This is a genomic window from Arthrobacter sp. MAHUQ-56 (assembly GCF_019710585.1).
Classification (GTDB): Bacteria; Actinomycetota; Actinomycetes; order Actinomycetales; family Micrococcaceae; genus Arthrobacter.
Window position 1 is genome coordinate 1 of sequence record NZ_JAIFZQ010000003.1, and the last position, 15,314, is coordinate 15,314.

Sequence of the window (15,314 nt, forward strand, 5' to 3'; positions counted from 1 at the left end):
TCATCGCCGTCTGCGGCCTTCTCTACGGCCTCACGTTCAACCCCGGCCTCATCGTCATGTTCGGCTTCCTGGTCAACCTGTTCGAACGCGGCTACACCGCACTGGCCTACGCCTACTCCCCCGAACTGTTCGACACCACCGGACGCTCCATGGGCACAGGCGTCTCCTACGGCCTGGGACGCCTCTCCAACGCAGCCGGTCCCCTGATCATCGCGGCTCTTTACAACGGCAGCGGCTACCAGAGCGTCTTCCTCTTCATCGCCGGCACCTGGCTGTTCGGCGCAGTCGCATTGGCCATCTTCGGCCCAGCCACCCAGAAGGCACGCCTCTCCGCCATGACCGGTGCCAACCCTACCGCCGGCCCTGTTGACGGAACCAACTCCGTTATCACCCAGGATGGCGGGCAACGCCACTAACGACTGCTGCGCTAATGTAGCCCCGATCAGCAAGAACGGGTACTCCCGACTGAAAAAGAACACGATCCAGGGCTGACTCATTTCGTTCTCGAGAGGGCCTGGACGCCTTAGTACACGACGTCCGGGCCCTCAACCCTTTCAAGCCCTTTCCGGGTGTCTCCTCGAACTGCCCGCGTCACTGCACATGCGATGGGTGTGCCAGCGTATGGCCCCTAGGTCGATGAGACTGCAGCTGGGGAGCCGGCGGGATCCGGCACGAACGCAGGTGACCTGCGTTTACGTCGGCAGCTTCGTACGAGAGTGGTTGCCGCCCCGAGCCACAGCAGGGCAATCACGGGCAGTGACATCACACCAAGATTATCGGCGAGGTCCGCGACGGTGTTCGGGAGGCCAAGACGGGCTGCGAGCCATCCGACGGCGGCGATACCGGCGGCCGAGGCCGCGAGGATCCGCAGGCGGCGATAGTGGCCAGTGCTTGCGAGCACAAGCAGGGGTGGCAGGACCAATGCCACCACCGTCAGTTGCATCGCTTCGATACCGAGGTTGAATCCGAGGAGTGATAGGGCGAGCCGGGGTCCTGTGAGGTCCAGTCCGCGGAGTGTCTCGGAGAACGCGAGACCATGGACCAATCCGAAAAAGCCCGCCACAAAGATCTCCTTTCCCGCGAAGACGGGCCTGATTGCGTGGATGGCCGCGATGAGGATACTTACAGCAATCGATGCCTCGATGACGCCAGTGGGCACGGGCATGCCAAGCGCGCCGAGAGCCAGTGTGGCGGAATGGCCGATGGTGAAGGCCAAGGTGATTGCGGCGATGCGGCGCACCGCCTTCTTCACCGGCGCAGGCCGGGCCCAGCGCCGGGCGCCTGCGATCAGGGGTGCTGGGACAAGGAGCGTCAGCAGGAACAATTGATGGTCGGTCCCCTCCTGGATGTGTTGGACGCCCAGGACGAACATACTGAGGAATCCGCTGACGTTGTTTCCTTGGCCCAGGCTCATGTGGAGTGGGGTCACCTGCCCCGAGACCGTATCGAGCCGGATGGTTCCCGCTGCGTAGGGTGCGACCACTCCCGCGGACCAGCCGGAGTCCACGCTCACCAGGACGACGTGGGTGACGACTTGATCCACCACGGCGCTGTAACCCAGGTTGAAGGAGCGCGCGTCGCTTCCTGCCGGCGGGGTGAGCGTGAAGGTGGCATCCAGTTCCTGGTACAGCCCGGTTGTTGACGTGTCCCCCGCCTCGGTTGCGCCCAGGCCGTTGAGCTGAACGGTCCATGCCTGGCCGTCGTCACTGGTAGGAGCGAAATGCTGGAGGAGGTAAGCGGAGATAGCTGCGGCGTTACCGGCTACCGTGGCGGCAGATTGGTCCCCTAGATCCAGCCCGAGCGCGGCTTCAAGGTCATCCATCGGAATTTTGGCGGTGGCATCGATGACGTCCTCCCGCACGTCCAGCTGGACGCTGGACGTGGGGAGGACGTGTGCGTATGCGGGCGCGGCTCCAAAGACTATCGCCGACATCATGACGGCCAGGGCCGCCAGGAGGACCCTGAGCCGCGTTTTTGGCTCCAGGTTTCTCCTGGCCGCCACGGGTCGAAAGGCGGGCATCAGCTCTTGGTTCCGCCATAGTCGGTCTTGCGGTCGCGCCACACGGAGTGCGGATGGTTGCCGGAGAGCACGATCCCCCGTTGCATGGAGAACTCGATCCAGACGGAGGGACCGTCGACGCGGATGTAATCGTTGCGCGCCGTTAAGGCTGCGGTGCCGGAGTAGGCGAGGTAGGTGTCATCGATTTCGCTTTCGTACCGTTTGAGGATGGCGGCAGCTTCAGCGTCGGATATGTCGTTGACGTAGCCGGCCATGGCGGCGAGGGCCAGCTTCTTCTGGTCCACGGACAGGGTGGACAGTTTCAGGCCTTCCTGGGTGGCCGGGAAGGCCCAGTCCTTGCCCGGTCCCAGGAGCAGGTCGCTGTAGGTCTTGCTCAGTTTGGCCGATGCCAGTTGCTCGGCCGAGAGGCCTGCGAGGAGGGCTGCCAGCGCGGCTTCCTTGGCCGCCATGGGCTGGTTGGTGGTTCCGTTGAGCTGGAACGAGGAGTTGGGTTCGATGCCGCGGAATGACGGTGTGGCGCCTGCGAGTGTGCCGTTCACGTAGGTGTTGGCCACGGCGAGGTGGTGGCCGCCGAACTGGAACTCCCAGGTGCCGGAGTCAGCAGGGGTTCCGAGGAAGGCGATGTAGTAGTTGGCGCGGCCGTACTCGTTGCCGCCCCCGTTGTCGGCCAGGTAGTCATCGGCGTTCAGGTGCTGTTGGATCTCGTCGTATCCGAGACCGCTGGTGCTGCCGGTTGCTGCTTTGAGGAGTGCGTTGAAGGCCTGCAATTGGGCGGCGTTCAGGTCACCGAGGGACAGGCCGATCCGGGCTCCCGTACTTCCGCCCATGGGGCCGCCGGCCATTCCTCCGCCCAGTAGGCCTTGGGGCAGGTTGGACCAGAGTTTGGCGTTGGCAAGGGTGTAGTCCTGCAGCAGCTGTGCCTGCAGGTCGCTGCCAAGTGTGGCTTGGAAGGCCTGGGCGAGTTTGGCCACGGTGCCGGACGCTGCGGTCGAGGCAGCGGCCGATCCCGTGGGCGTGGCTGTTGCCGAGGTCGCGGCGGTCGTCGGTGCCGATGCCTGACCGGAGGACGTTGTGGAATTCGATGAGCATGCTGCAAGGGCGAAAAGGGCTGCAACCGGGATCCCGCCGAGCAGGGCGCGGCGGGACATGGGCTGGGAGACGGAGGGCGAAGTGGTTTCTGTTGGCATGCCATCAAGCTACGGGGCGTTCCTTTCCCGGTCCCATGGCGAAGCTGTGCGCGGCATTAGAAATCCGGACGCCTTAGACAGTGGGGGCCGGCCACAACGCCGGCCGGCCCCCCGTTCTTAGTACTCAGGCTGGGCGTGACTGGGCTCGCTGGGCGAGTCGTTCAAGCCACGTTTGGCCAGGTTTTTCCGCGGTGCAGACCAGTTGTGTTCCGTTGGCGCTGCACCAGGTCTGGTAGTCGGATGAGTACAGCTTCTTACCCACCCAGTCGTACCCGGGGCCTGCGTCTTTGGCAGGGGTGAACGAAGAGTAGTTGGCGGCGTCGTCGGTGCTGCCGCTGCCGTCGTATTTCGCAACTGCCGGGTAAGGGTAGACGGGCCGTGTGGTGACTACCGGGTCCTGGGTGGTGGCGGCTTTCGATGCCATCACCGCGCTGGGGGCCTTTCCGCTTTCCACCCAGGCCATGACAGGGGTCAGCACGTCAAAGGTGTTGGGGCCGGCACCGCCGCTGCAGTGCTCAACGCCGGGGAACATGAAGAGTTTGGCGAAACTGTCCGTGGCCTTTGCTCCCACGGTCTGCTTGACCGCGTCGTAGTAGGCAAGTGTGGACTGCGGGGAGATGTGCTGGTCGTTCCAGCCGTGCCACAGCAGCAGTTTTCCGCCGTCCTTCTGGAAGTCGCTGAGGTCAGGGTCCAGGGCGGACATGTAGCTTGAGGACTGCATGGTGTCCCAGAAGGCTTTCTTGGTGAACTGGAGGTCGGTGAGCTGGAAGTTCGGGCGGGGATTGTTGGGATCAGCGAGGTAGCGGAGGTAGGACAGGGCGAAGTTTTCGCTCGGCACCGTCTGTCCCTGGGCTGTGGGGATGAAGAGTGTCCATGCCAGTTCTGAGCCCCATTCGTGGGCGATTTCCGGTTCGAGCTTCTGCCCCTGTTCGTCGACGGCGCCCTCATGCAGCCGCTTGACCACTGCGGCTTCCTCGGCCGTGAGACAGGATGCAGGGTCCTGGCCGGAAGAGCACAACAGCGACGCCGGGTCAAAGTTGCACAGGCGCGGATCGGTGAGGACGCCGTCGGTGACACCGTCGAGGGCATCACATGCGCTTAGGACAGCGTTGTGGATCAGCGGCAGTTTGTCGGCGAGCAGAATGTAGTTGCCGCTGGCGTCCTTGTTGGCGAGGACGTTCCAGGCGTGGTGGTAGGTGTTCTGGACCGCCATGTTGTTGGCAGGGGCGCCGGCGGCGATGCCGTCGAAATCGTCGGGGTAGCGCTGGGCCTCCATGAGGGCCTCGCGTCCGCCGTCTGAGCAGCCGGTGAAGTAGGAAAAGGCCGCCTGCTGACCGTAGAACTTCGCAATGAGTGCCTTGGCGGTCGTGGCCGTCACGTGGACACCGCGGTATGCGAAGTCAATCTGCGCCTGTGGATTGTTGGCAGCCCACGAACCGTCATTTTGGCCCTGGTGGCCCATATCGGTGGTGGCGGTGGCGACGGAGCCGTCCTCGATGACAGAACATCCTGCGGCCTGCCCTGGGTTGATTGCTGCGCGGCCGCACAGTCCGCCACAGCCTGTTTGGACATACCTTTGGCTCCACCCGTTGAGCGGCAGCCGGACCACGATGGTATCGGCGGGAGCGACGGTGCCCTGGACTTCACAGTAAGGGGCCGTCGTGCCGCTGGTGACGGCGGTGGCGGACGAAATGCTCACCGGTGCTCCTGCAGCGGCGCTGAGGTCCAGGCCGGTCACGTCTGAACACGCCATGACCGGGGCGAGCTTGGGCAGGTCCTGCAGTCCCTGGGCTGTTACTGCCGGTCCCGACGGGGCCTGTGCTGGGGCAGCTGGTGCTGCCATGGCTCCCACAGCCGGTATCAGGGCGGCGCCCGTGATGGCGAGGGCTGACATCCCTGACAGCAGGCCGGTCCTCCATCGTGTCCGGTTCTGCAGACTCCTGTTTCGGCTTCTGCCGCTTGGCCAGGAAAAATACATTGGCTCTCCCTTGAGTCAGTGGCGCGGGGTCGCGGATGCGACGACGTTAAGAGGACGCTACCGATGTTGTTAACAATCTGTAAAGAGGAATTGTTAATCTTGTGCCCGTCCTCGCAAGCGGAAAGCCCCGCCGCCCGTCCGTGAAGGCCGGGCAGCGGGGCTTTGGTGTGGCGTCAGCTTGCGGACAGTGAGGGCTGCCTGGACGAATCCAAGACCCCGTCTTCTGATCCCCGCTGGCTGCGGGCAACCATCGCCAGGAGCAGCAGGGTGGCGGTGGCGAACAGGGCGGCGAAGGCGAAAATGCTGAAGCCCCAGCCCTGGTTGCCTGCCGCGAACAGCTGGCCGCCCATCCAGGGGCCGAATACCGCTCCGAAGCGGCCGATGCCGGTGGTCCATCCGATGGCGGTGGCCCGGCTGGAGGTGGGGTACACGTGGGCCGCGGCTGCGTAGACCATGGTTTGTGCGCTGAAGAGGAAGACGCCGGCCGCAAAGACCAGTGCATAGGTGGCCGCGAGGGGGAGGTGTACGCCAAGGGAGTAGACACTTGCCGCGGTCAGGGCGAACCAGATTGCAGCCACCCGGACAGGGCCGAAACGGTCGGCGATCCGGCCGGCGACAAGCATGCCCACGATGCCGCCGCCGTTGATGACCAGCAGGAACGCGAGGGCGGAGCCCAGGTTGTATCCCTCGGAGCGCATCAGGGAGGGCAGCCAGGTGCTGACGCCGTAGACCAGCAGCAGCCCTGCAAAGGACGTGAGCCAGAAGAGGATGGTGACGCTGCGCCGGCCGCGCGTGAAGAGCTGGGCCAGGGCCGCCCCGCGGGGAGCGCCGGCGACCTTTTCCTCAACAGCCGGGACGGGGATGCCGAATTTCCGGGAGACCTTTTCCGCAGCCTGGCTGCGTCCCTTGGAGATCAGGAAGGCCAGTGATTCAGGCATGTACGCCATAACGAACGGAACGGCCACCACGAGCGGGAGGACGCCGATCAGGAACACGATGCGCCAGCCGAAGTCCTCCAGCAGCCAGATGCCCAGGGTGGAGGCGGCAATCCCGCCGGCCTGGTGGGCCGTCATCAGGACACCGATCAGCAGGTTCCGGCGGCCGGCGGGAGCGAATTCCGCGACCAGGGCGATGGCCGTGGGCAGCAGCCCTCCCAGGCCCAGGCCTGCGACCAGCCGGGCGGAGCCGAAGGTGGTCACGTCCGGGGCAATGGCACACACGCCGGAAGCGACGGAGAACAGGACGCAGCAAAGCACCAGGACTTTTTTCCGTCCGATCCGGTCCGTCACGATGCCGGCGCACAGCGCCCCGATCAGCATGCCGAAGGTGGCCACGCTGCCGATGTCCCCGGCGGAGGAGGGCGTTATGCCCAGTCCCTTGTCGGCGAGCATGTCGGGCAGGGCGGCACCGTAGATGAACAGGTCCAGTCCGTCGAAGAATACGAGCAGCCAGCAGAGGGCAACGACGAGGGTTACCACACGGGCGGCTGACGCCAATGGGCGGGTGGCAGGAAGCATCATTGCTGTCCTTTCGGGAGGGGGTGTTGAGGAGCCGATTGGGCTTTAGATCACCTTAGTCAGTGAGAACAATCACGTCAACTAGATTGCTAACAATCCTTGGTCGCTAGTGGCAAGAATGAGCAAAGCCGCCTCCCCCAGGTGTGGGAAGCGGCTTTGCTCACTTGGATGCGGCTAGGTATTGCTGGCGCGGATCACGTCCGCCACGCTTTCCAGGTGCACGCGCATGGCTTCGGCAGCCGCGTCTGCGTCGTGGGCGCACACCGCATCGATGATTGCCAGGTGCTGGGGCAGCGATACGGCCGGGCGTCCCGGCTGGCGGGCCAGCCGGAACTGGAACCGGACGGCCTGGCCGCGGAGGCGCTGAATGGTGGCGGCTGCGGTCTGCTGTGCGCTGATGGCGATGATCCTGGCGTGCAACGCCTGGTTTGCTTCCGAGTAGGACTCGCGGTCACCGCGGTCGACAGCGTCTTTCATGCGTACCGCCAGTTCCTGCAGCTCGGCGATTTCCGGCTCTGTGATGCGCTCGGCCGCCTTGCGGGCACAGAGTCCCTCGAGCGCGGCACGGACCTCGGTGATTTCCACTGCCTCGTCCACGGACACTGCCCGCACCCGGGCACCGCGGTTTTGAACCCGTTCGACGAGGCCTTCGACGCTCAGTTCAGACAGGGCGACCCGGACGTTGCCGCGGCTTGCACCGTATTCGGCTGCAAGATCGGCCTCCACGAGCCGCTGGTTGGGTACCAGTTCGCCGCTGACAATGGCCGTGCGCAGCTGCTCCGCCAGTTCCGTGGCGGTCATGCTCCGTTCCGCCGTCTGGCGGCCAGGCACTTGGTCCAGGGTTTCCACGTCTCATGCCTCCCGGCCGGCGGCCTTGACCGGCCGGCATTGCTAACAATCTGATTACTCAGGGTACTGCACATCGCGCTTCCATTCCGTCCCACAGCGAATCTGTCAGCGTGATGCCGCGGCAGGACGCTGCCCGGTCTTGGCGAGCTGTATCTGTTCGTACACATGATGGCGCAGTTCGGTGAAGCGGGGCAGGGCCCTGGTGTTGAGCTGGTCCCGCTCGGCCGGAAGGTCGATGAGCAGGTCTTCCTGAACCACCGTCGGGGAGCTGGAGAGGATGATGACCCGCTCCCCCAGGTAGACGGATTCGTCGATGTCGTGGGTGACGAACAGGACCGTAACGCCGAGTTTCTTCCATACGGCGCGGATCAGGTCCTCGAGGTCGGCGCGGGTCTGTGCGTCGACGGCGGCGAAGGGCTCATCCATGAGGAGCACCTCGGGCTGGTAGGCCACCGCCCTGGCGATCGCCACGCGCTGCTGCATCCCGCCGGAGAGCTGCCAGGGATAGGACTTGGGGACGTGGGACAGGCCCACTGCCTCCAGCGCCTCATCTACCAGCCGGTCGCGTTCCGGTTTTGCCATCCCCTGGTTTTTCAGCGGAAGTTCCACGTTTTCACGCACGCGCATCCACGGAAAGAGTGAACGGCCGTATTCCTGGAATACGACAGCCATCTTCTTTGGCGGCCCGGTGACTTTGGCGCCGTCCAGCAGGACCTCTCCTTCAGTTGGAGCCATAAGGCCCGAGATGCATTTGAGCAGGGTGGTCTTGCCGGAGCCGGAGGGGCCGACGAGGCAGGCCAGTTCTCCGGGCCGGAGGTCGAAGGTCAGGTTCCGCACCGCTTCCACCGGCCTGCCGTCGGTCTGGTAGACCTTTTTGAGATTGCGGACGGACAGCATGGCGGTTCCTTCGGCCAGGACTCGGCCTGCGCCGGGCGCATCAGCGCTGCGGGTGTGTTCGTTGATGTCAGGCTGCATTTTCTACCTCTCGCAGGCCGTGGTACCAGCGCAGGATGTGGCGCTCGGTGAATTGGAAGATGAGGGACATGGCCACGCCGATCAGGCCCAGGATGACGATGCCGGACCACATTTCGGGCACGGCAAAGGAACGCTGGAACTGCACGATGGTGAAGCCAAGCCCGGAGGAGGAGGCAAACATTTCGGAGATGACCATCAGGATGAGTCCGATGGAAAGGCACTGCCGCACGCCCGCCATGACCTGGGGTCCGGCCGACGGCAGGACCAGGTAGCGTACGCGCGCCCAGCCGCTGATGCCGTAGGTGCGGGCGGAATCGGACAGGACGCCGTCGATGGCCCGGACGCCCTCAATGGTGTTCAGCAGTACCGGCCAGATGCAGCCGGAAATGATGACTGCCACCTTCATGCCATCGGTGATGCACATCAGGAGCATCAGCACCGGCACCAGCACCGGCGGTGGAACGGCTCGGAAGAACTCCAGGACCGGTTCGGTCAGAGCCCGGAGCCAACGCACGGAGCCGATCAGGAGGCCGGCCAGGATGCCCAGGATGATGGCTGAGAGCACTCCTACGAACAGCCGGCCCAGGCTGGGCAGGACATCCGTGAGGATGCGGTTTCCGAACCAGGTGTCGGTGAACGTGGAGACCAACGCTCCCGGCGTGGGGACGAAGAAGTTCTTTGCGCCGGTTGTGCCCGCCCACCAGGCCAGCACCAGCAAGGCGGGCAGGCCCAGGGCGTAGAGCAGGCCTTTTGCGATTCTCATACGATCACCTCGGAACGGATGGACGAGTGCCAGGAGAGCGTCCTGCGCTCAACGAGCCTCATCAGCAGATTGATGACGACGCCGATCAGCCCGGTGGTCAGGATCAGCGCGTACATTCCGGAGATCGCCCCTCCTGACTGGGCAAGGGCAATTTCCCGGCCCAGCCCTGGGGAACCGATCACCAGTTCGGCGGTGATGGCCAGGATCAACGCGACGGAGGCGGCCAGGCGGACACCGGTCATGAGGTAGGGCAGTGCCGTGGGAAAGACCACGTGCCGTACCCGTGCCGCAGTCTTGAGCCCGTAGCTTCTGGCCGTCTGCATGGCCACATTGTCCACATCAGCCACCCCGTACAGCACCTGGATGAACACCTGCCAGAAGGAGGCATAGATGATCAGCATCAGTGAGGACTGGATCTTGACGCCGAACAGCAGGACTGCCAGCGGGATCAACGCGACGGACGGGATGGGGCGGAGGAATTCCACGGTGGAGTTGGTGCAGCGCCGCAGGAACGGGGAGGAACCAACAACGAAACCGAGGACGACGGCGAGGGCCACCGCTGCCGTCAGCCCCAGGAACCAGGCCAGCAGCGTCTCGCTGACCGCGCCCCAAAACGCGGTCAGCGGAACGTAGCCGGCGAGGGCGGCGATGACGTCGGATGCCGGCGGCAGGAACCGGGCTTCAATGATTCCCAAGCGGGGAATGAGTTCCCAGGTCAGGAGGAAGCCAAGGATGCCGGCGATGCCGAGAACCTTTTTGCTCACGGGAGGAGCTCGTCCAGCTTCACGTCGTCCTTCAGCAACCCGTCACCCTTGGACAGCGTAACCAATTGCTCAACGGACGCGCGGTTCACGTCAGCGGAGAAGGACGGGAGGACCAGCTTGTCTGCCGTGGCGGCGTCAATCTTGGTGTAGGTGGGCAGGACCTTGCGGACCGCGTCCGGGTTGTCCTGGGCATACTTGAGCGATTTCTCCATCGCCGCGGTGAACTTCTTCACGACATCCGGCTTGCCGGAGACGTTGCTGCCGGTGGTGAAGTACGTGCCGACGGTGAGGTCCTTCGCGGTGTCGACGTAGTTGGAGGAGAGCAGCTTGTCACCGGCACCGGTGCCCGTTGTCAGGAACGGCTCCACGACCTGGACGGCGTCCACCTGTCCGCGCTCCAAGGCAGCCTGCATGTCCGGGAAGGCCAGCTCCACGAACTTGACGGTGGAGGGGTCACCGTCGGCTTTGTGCACCGATTCGCGGACGGTGGTGTCGTTGATGTTGTTCAGTGTGTTGACGGCAACAGTCTTGCCCGCCAGGCCTGCAGCTGAGCTGATGGTGCTGTCCTTGCCCACCAGGATGCCGCCGAAGTCCTTGCCCTGCTGCCCGGTTGAGCTGTTGCCCGCTGAGACGACCTTAATGTCCAGCCCCTTTGACTTAGCCAGCAGCAGGGACGAAACATTACTGAACCCAAAATCCATGGTTCCGCTGGTCACGGCCGGAACAATCGCCGCGCCACCCTGGGCAGGGACCAGGTCGAGGGCAAGGCCTTCATCCTTGAAGAAGCCCTGCTGCTGCCCGAGGTAAATGGGAGCCACGTCCACGATGGGAATGACCCCCACCTGGATCTTCTGCTCCCCGCCGGCGGCGGCAGTTCCCGACGCCTGGCTCTGGGAAAGCGGCGCCGATGAACAGCCGGCGGTCAGAAGGAGGGCGGCTGCGGCCAATACGGCGGTGTACGACTTCATGTCATTCCTCTAAGTAGTTGTGGTGCGCGTCACTGCGAACAGCATCAAGCTACGGGCCACCCCCTTGATTGTCAACAATTTAGTAATAGATAATGGTGATCTTCATAACACCTGCTCGTGGCCCACATTTTGTTGGCTAAATTGTTGACAATCACTTTCCTCGCCTGCCAAACTCAAAGCAACGGCGTCGTTCGGCGGACGCCCCCTCCCCCGGATGACAAGGACAACGATGACTGACGCCTTTCACGACGTGGCACACCTGGGCCACGTCGAACTGCTGACTCCCGAATTCGACAAGAGCCTGTGGTTCTTCACCGAACTGCTGGCCATGCAGGAGGTGGCACGTGAAGGAGACTCCGCGTACCTCCACGCCTGGGATGACTACGAGCACCACACCATTAAGCTGACGGCAGCTCCGACGTCCGGCGTCGGCAAAGTCGCCCTGCGCGCCTCCAGCGAGGAAGCACTCCAGCGCCGCGTCGCGGCTATCGAAGCCAGCGGTCACGGCATCGGATGGCACGACGGAGAGCCCGGCATCGGCAAGACCTACGCCCTTACCGACCCGGACGGGCACCCGATGGACATCTATTTCGACACCGAATGGCACGTGCCCAGCGAGGACACCCGGCCCGCCCTGAGAAACCAGGCATCCCGGTTTCCGGGCCGCGGCGTCAACGCACGGCGACTGGACCACGTGAACTTCCTCGCCGCCGACGTCACACTCAACGGCAACTTCGTGGCGGAGAACCTGGGCGGCCGCGCCACCGAACAGATCCGGCTCAACAGCGGCAAGCTGGGCGCCCAGTGGTTCACCTTCACCAACAAGTCCTACGACCTTGTCTACAGCGAGGACTGGACCGGCAGCAACGGCCGGCTGCACCACATCGCTTTCGCTACGGATACCCGCGAGGACATCCTGAAGGCTGCGGACATCTTCCTCGAGAACGGGATCCACATCGAATCCGGCCCGCACAAGCACGCCATCCAGCAGACCTTCTTCCTGTACGTCTACGAACCTGGCGGAAACCGGATCGAGTTCTGCAACTCCGGTGCCCGAATGATCCTGGCCCCGGACTGGAAGACCGTGGAATGGACCGAAGCGGACCGCGCCAAAGGCCAGGCCTGGGGCATGAAGACCATCGAAACCTTCCACACCCACGGCACCCCGCCCGTGGCCGTCCCCGCCCACTAGACAAGAGCCCCAAGGAGAAACCCGTGTCCCACCCCGTATCCCCCAGCAGCAGCCTCGCTCCGGGACCACGCCGCGCCGGCGGACAGCTGGCGGTGCCATGCTGGTTCATGCGGGGCGGGACCTCCAAGGGCCCCTACTTCCGGGGCGCCGACCTGCCCACGGACACGGCCGCCCGTGATGCCGTGCTGCTCGCGGCCATGGGATCCCCTGACCCCCGGCAGATCGATGGTCTCGGCGGGGCCCATCCACTGACCAGCAAAGCCGGGATCGTCTCCGTCAGCGGCCAGGACGGGGTGGACCTGGAGTTCCTGTTCGCCCAGCTCCAGCCCGACAGCGACCTGGTGGACACCACCCCGAACTGTGGAAACATGCTCGCAGCGGTGGTCCCCTTCGCGATCGAGTCAGGTCTCCTGGCGCCCGGCGGCGATACCACCACCGCGCGGGTCCTCACCCTGAACACTGGCATGATCGCGGAGATCACCGTGCAGACTCCGCTCGGCGAGGACGGCCGCTACGTCGACTACGTCGGTGACGCCAGGATCGACGGCGTTCCGGGCACGGCCGCGCCGGTGACCATCAACTTCCTGGACACCGCCGGATCTGTCTGCGACTCCCTGCTGCCAACCGGGAACCTCCGCGATACCGTCCAGGTGTCCGGCGTGGGGCCGGTGGACGTGACCTGCATCGACAACGGAATGCCCTTGGTAATCGTCAATGCCCGCGACCTGGGCCGCACCGGCCATGAATCGGTCGTCGAGCTCAATAAGGACGCCGAGCTGAAGGCCCGGCTGGAGGACCTGCGGCTGGCTTGCGGGAAGCTCATGGGCCTCGGGGACGTGACGGACAGGAACTACCCGAAAATGACCCTCGTGTCACCGCCCGCGCAAGGCGGGGCGATCAACACGCGCAGCTTCATCCCGCACGTCTGCCACGAATCCATCGGCGTGCTCGCCGCGGTCACTGCCGCCACCGCAGCCACCCTGAACGGGACCGTGGCAGACGACGTCGCGGTCCTTGAACAGGGGGCCGACGTAACCGTGTCGGTCGAACACCCCAGCGGCGAATTCACCGTCCAGCTCGGCCTCGACCCCGCAGACCCTACCAAAGTACTCAAGTCCGCACTCATCCGGACCGCACGGCTGATCATGGCCGGGAACGTCATGATCCCCACCCACCTCACCTCTGACCCGGAGTACAGCATCCGATGATCATCGACATTCACGGCCACTACACCACAGCACCCACGGCGCTCGGGCAATGGCGTGACCGGCAAATCGCAGCCCTGAACGATCCGTCCGCGGCGCCGTCCCCGGCGGAACTGAAGATTTCCGACGACGACCTGCGCGAAAGCATCGAGGCGAACCAGCTGCGGCTCATGGACGAACGCGGCATCGACCTGACCGTCTTCTCACCCCGGGCATCTTTCATGGCCCACCACATCGGTTCCTTTGAGACCTCTGCCGAGTGGGCGGCGATCTGCAACGAGCTCTGCTACCGGGTCAGCCAGCTCTACCCCGAACGCTTCGTCCCGGCCGCCATGCTGCCCCAGTCCCCCGGCGTCGATCCGGCAACCTGCCTCCCGGAGCTCACCCGCTGCGTGGAGGAATACGGTGCCGTGGCCCTGAACCTGAACCCCGACCCGTCCGGCGGGCACTGGACCGCGCCGCCCCTCACGGACCGGCACTGGTACCCGATCTACGAGAAAATGGTGGAGTACGACATCCCCGCCATGGTCCACGTCAGCACCAGCATCAACCCCGCCTTCCACACCACCGGCGCCCACTACCTCAACGCCGACACCACCGCCGTCATGCAACTCATCCAAGGCGACCTCTTCAAAGACTTCCCCACCCTGAAACTGGTCATCCCGCACGGCGGCGGAGCCGTCCCCTACCACTGGGGACGCTTCCGCGGCCTGGCCATGGCGCTGGGAAAGCCCGCCCTGGAAGAGCACCTGCTGCGCAACGTCTTCTTCGACACCTGCGTCTACCACCAGCCCGGCATCGACCTGCTCCTGGACGTCATGCCCACCAGGAACATCCTGTTCGCGTCCGAAATGATCGGCGCCGTCCGCGACATCGACCCCTGCACAGGACACAACTTCGACGACACGGCACGCTACCTCGACGCGGCCGGCCTGGACGCAGCGGACCAGGCCGCCATCCAGGAACACAACGCCCGTACCGTCTACCCCCGCCTCAACGCCCTGCTTAAGCAGCAGGGCCGCTAGCCATCCAGGAGCCAAAAACAATGCAGGAACTCGGCGTAGTCCATACCACCATCACCCGAGCAGCTGAACAGGACGTCAAAGCGCTCTCCACGTTCGGCGTCAGCACCATCCACGAAGCCATGGGCCGCCTGGGCCTCATGCGCCCCTACATCCGCCCCGTCTACCCGGGAGCCACCATGTGCGGGACAGCAGTAACCGTGCTGCTCCAGCCCGGGGACAACTGGATGATGCACGTCGCCGCCGAACAGGTCAAGCCCGGCGACGTCGTCGTCGCAGCGTGCACCACCGAAAGCGAAGACGGCTTCTTCGGAGACCTCCTGGCCACCTCCCTGCAGGCCCGCGGCGCGAAAGGCTTGATCATCGACGGCGGCTGCCGCGACGTCGCCACCCTCCAGGAGATGAACTTCCCCGTCTTCAGCCGCGCCATCAACTCCAAAGGCACCGTCAAAGCCACCCTCGGCTCCGTCAACATCCCCGTCGTCTGCGCCAACGCCCTCGTCAACCCCGGCGACGTGGTGATCGCCGACGTCGACGGCGTCGTCGTCGTCCCCGCCACCCGCGCAGCCGAAGTAGCCGAAGCAGCCCGCAAACGCGAGGACAACGAAGAGACCAAGCGCCAACGCTTCGCCAACGGAGAACTCGGACTCGACATCTACAACATGCGCGGCTCCCTCGAAGCCGCAGGCCTACGCTACATCGACTGAAGCCACCCAAAGGAACCCCATGGAAACCGCCTTCACCAAGACACCTGGCTGGCTCGACTGGTACAGCAACCCGTCCACGCCCCGCTTCAAACTTCCGGCGGGCGCGGTGGACGCCCACTGCCACGTCTTCGGCCCCGGCACGGAATTCCCGTTCGCTCCTGAACGGA

At 64.6% G+C, this 15,314-nt stretch carries 14 protein-coding genes; 5 read left to right on the plus strand and 9 right to left on the minus strand.

Features of this window, described 5'->3' with window-relative positions; all coding sequences use genetic code 11:
• On the plus strand, positions 1-416 hold a 416-nt coding region (locus tag K4G53_RS01555; protein WP_221383747.1), incomplete at its 5' end, for an MFS transporter.
• A gap of 212 nt (positions 417-628) precedes the next feature.
• On the opposite strand, the gene K4G53_RS01560 is transcribed toward K4G53_RS01555, so the two are convergent.
• From K4G53_RS01560 to K4G53_RS01600, 9 genes are all read right to left on the minus strand, one after another.
• On the minus strand, positions 629-2,020 hold the full coding sequence (locus K4G53_RS01560) for a HupE/UreJ family protein (RefSeq protein ID WP_221383748.1): 1,392 nt from the start codon (positions 2,018-2,020) through the stop codon (positions 629-631).
• Positions 2,020-3,207: a DUF3500 domain-containing protein gene (locus K4G53_RS01565; RefSeq protein WP_260323031.1), complete on the minus strand. Its 1,188-nt coding sequence runs from the start codon at positions 3,205-3,207 to the stop codon at positions 2,020-2,022. The genes K4G53_RS01560 and K4G53_RS01565 overlap by 1 nt, the downstream gene beginning before the upstream one ends.
• 124 nt (positions 3,208-3,331) lie before the next feature.
• Positions 3,332-5,050 carry a tannase/feruloyl esterase family alpha/beta hydrolase gene (locus K4G53_RS01570; protein WP_221383749.1) on the minus strand — a complete coding sequence of 573 codons (1,719 nt, stop codon included), beginning with the start codon at positions 5,048-5,050 and terminating at the stop codon, positions 3,332-3,334.
• Between the two features lie 308 nt (positions 5,051-5,358).
• A complete protein-coding gene (locus K4G53_RS01575) occupies positions 5,359-6,705 on the minus strand; it encodes an aromatic acid/H+ symport family MFS transporter (protein ID WP_260323032.1) in 1,347 nt (448 codons plus the stop codon).
• A 171-nt stretch (positions 6,706-6,876) separates the two neighbouring features.
• Entirely contained in the window at positions 6,877-7,503 is a 627-nt protein-coding gene (locus K4G53_RS01580; protein WP_221383750.1) for a GntR family transcriptional regulator, read from the minus strand.
• Positions 7,504-7,656: 153 nt separating this feature from the next.
• Entirely contained in the window at positions 7,657-8,448 is a 792-nt protein-coding gene (locus K4G53_RS01585; protein ID WP_221383760.1) for an ABC transporter ATP-binding protein, read from the minus strand.
• A 67-nt stretch (positions 8,449-8,515) separates the two neighbouring features.
• On the minus strand, positions 8,516-9,289 hold the full coding sequence (locus tag K4G53_RS01590; protein ID WP_221383751.1) for an ABC transporter permease: 774 nt from the start codon (positions 9,287-9,289) through the stop codon (positions 8,516-8,518).
• On the minus strand, positions 9,286-10,053 hold the full coding sequence (locus tag K4G53_RS01595; RefSeq protein ID WP_221383752.1) for an ABC transporter permease: 768 nt from the start codon (positions 10,051-10,053) through the stop codon (positions 9,286-9,288). The genes K4G53_RS01590 and K4G53_RS01595 overlap by 4 nt, the downstream gene beginning before the upstream one ends.
• On the minus strand, positions 10,050-11,021 hold the full coding sequence (locus K4G53_RS01600; RefSeq protein ID WP_221383753.1) for an ABC transporter substrate-binding protein: 972 nt from the start codon (positions 11,019-11,021) through the stop codon (positions 10,050-10,052). Before K4G53_RS01600 ends, K4G53_RS01595 begins: the two co-directional genes overlap by 4 nt.
• 229 nt (positions 11,022-11,250) lie before the next feature.
• Between K4G53_RS01600 and K4G53_RS01605 the strand changes: the two genes are divergently transcribed.
• From K4G53_RS01605 to ligK, 4 genes are read left to right on the plus strand one after another with little or no spacing between them, the layout of a single operon-like run.
• The gene (locus K4G53_RS01605; RefSeq protein ID WP_221383754.1) at positions 11,251-12,213 is read left to right on the plus strand and encodes a VOC family protein; all 963 of its coding nucleotides are present in this window, start codon (positions 11,251-11,253) and stop codon (positions 12,211-12,213) included.
• 23 nt (positions 12,214-12,236) lie between these two features.
• Complete coding sequence (locus K4G53_RS01610; protein ID WP_308287796.1) at positions 12,237-13,421, plus strand: 4-oxalomesaconate tautomerase; 1,185 nt, start codon at positions 12,237-12,239, stop codon at positions 13,419-13,421.
• Positions 13,418-14,443 (plus strand): amidohydrolase family protein, encoded by a 1,026-nt coding sequence (locus K4G53_RS01615; protein WP_221383756.1) that lies wholly within the window; start codon positions 13,418-13,420, stop codon positions 14,441-14,443. The genes K4G53_RS01610 and K4G53_RS01615 overlap by 4 nt, the downstream gene beginning before the upstream one ends.
• Positions 14,444-14,463: 20 nt before the next feature.
• Positions 14,464-15,147: a 4-carboxy-4-hydroxy-2-oxoadipate aldolase/oxaloacetate decarboxylase gene (ligK, locus tag K4G53_RS01620; RefSeq protein WP_221383757.1), complete on the plus strand. Its 684-nt coding sequence runs from the start codon at positions 14,464-14,466 to the stop codon at positions 15,145-15,147.
• The last annotated feature ends 167 nt before the right edge of the window (positions 15,148-15,314 follow it).

Coding starts and splice junctions, on each gene's coding strand:
- K4G53_RS01560 (WP_221383748.1), bottom strand. CDS start 2,020: ATGCCCGCCTTTCGACCCGTGGCGGCCAGGAGAAACCTGGAGCCAAAA.
- K4G53_RS01565 (WP_260323031.1), bottom strand. CDS start 3,207: ATGCCAACAGAAACCACTTCGCCCTCCGTCTCCCAGCCCATGTCCCGC.
- K4G53_RS01570 (WP_221383749.1), bottom strand. CDS start 5,050: ATGGCAGCACCAGCTGCCCCAGCACAGGCCCCGTCGGGACCGGCAGTA.
- K4G53_RS01575 (WP_260323032.1), bottom strand. CDS start 6,705: ATGATGCTTCCTGCCACCCGCCCATTGGCGTCAGCCGCCCGTGTGGTA.
- K4G53_RS01580 (WP_221383750.1), bottom strand. CDS start 7,503: ATGACCGCCACGGAACTGGCGGAGCAGCTGCGCACGGCCATTGTCAGC.
- K4G53_RS01585 (WP_221383760.1), bottom strand. CDS start 8,448: ATGCTGTCCGTCCGCAATCTCAAAAAGGTCTACCAGACCGACGGCAGG.
- K4G53_RS01590 (WP_221383751.1), bottom strand. CDS start 9,289: ATGAGAATCGCAAAAGGCCTGCTCTACGCCCTGGGCCTGCCCGCCTTG.
- K4G53_RS01600 (WP_221383753.1), bottom strand. CDS start 11,021: ATGAAGTCGTACACCGCCGTATTGGCCGCAGCCGCCCTCCTTCTGACC.
- K4G53_RS01605 (WP_221383754.1), top strand. CDS start 11,251: ATGACTGACGCCTTTCACGACGTGGCACACCTGGGCCACGTCGAACTG.
- K4G53_RS01615 (WP_221383756.1), top strand. CDS start 13,418: ATGATCATCGACATTCACGGCCACTACACCACAGCACCCACGGCGCTC.
- ligK (WP_221383757.1), top strand. CDS start 14,464: ATGCAGGAACTCGGCGTAGTCCATACCACCATCACCCGAGCAGCTGAA.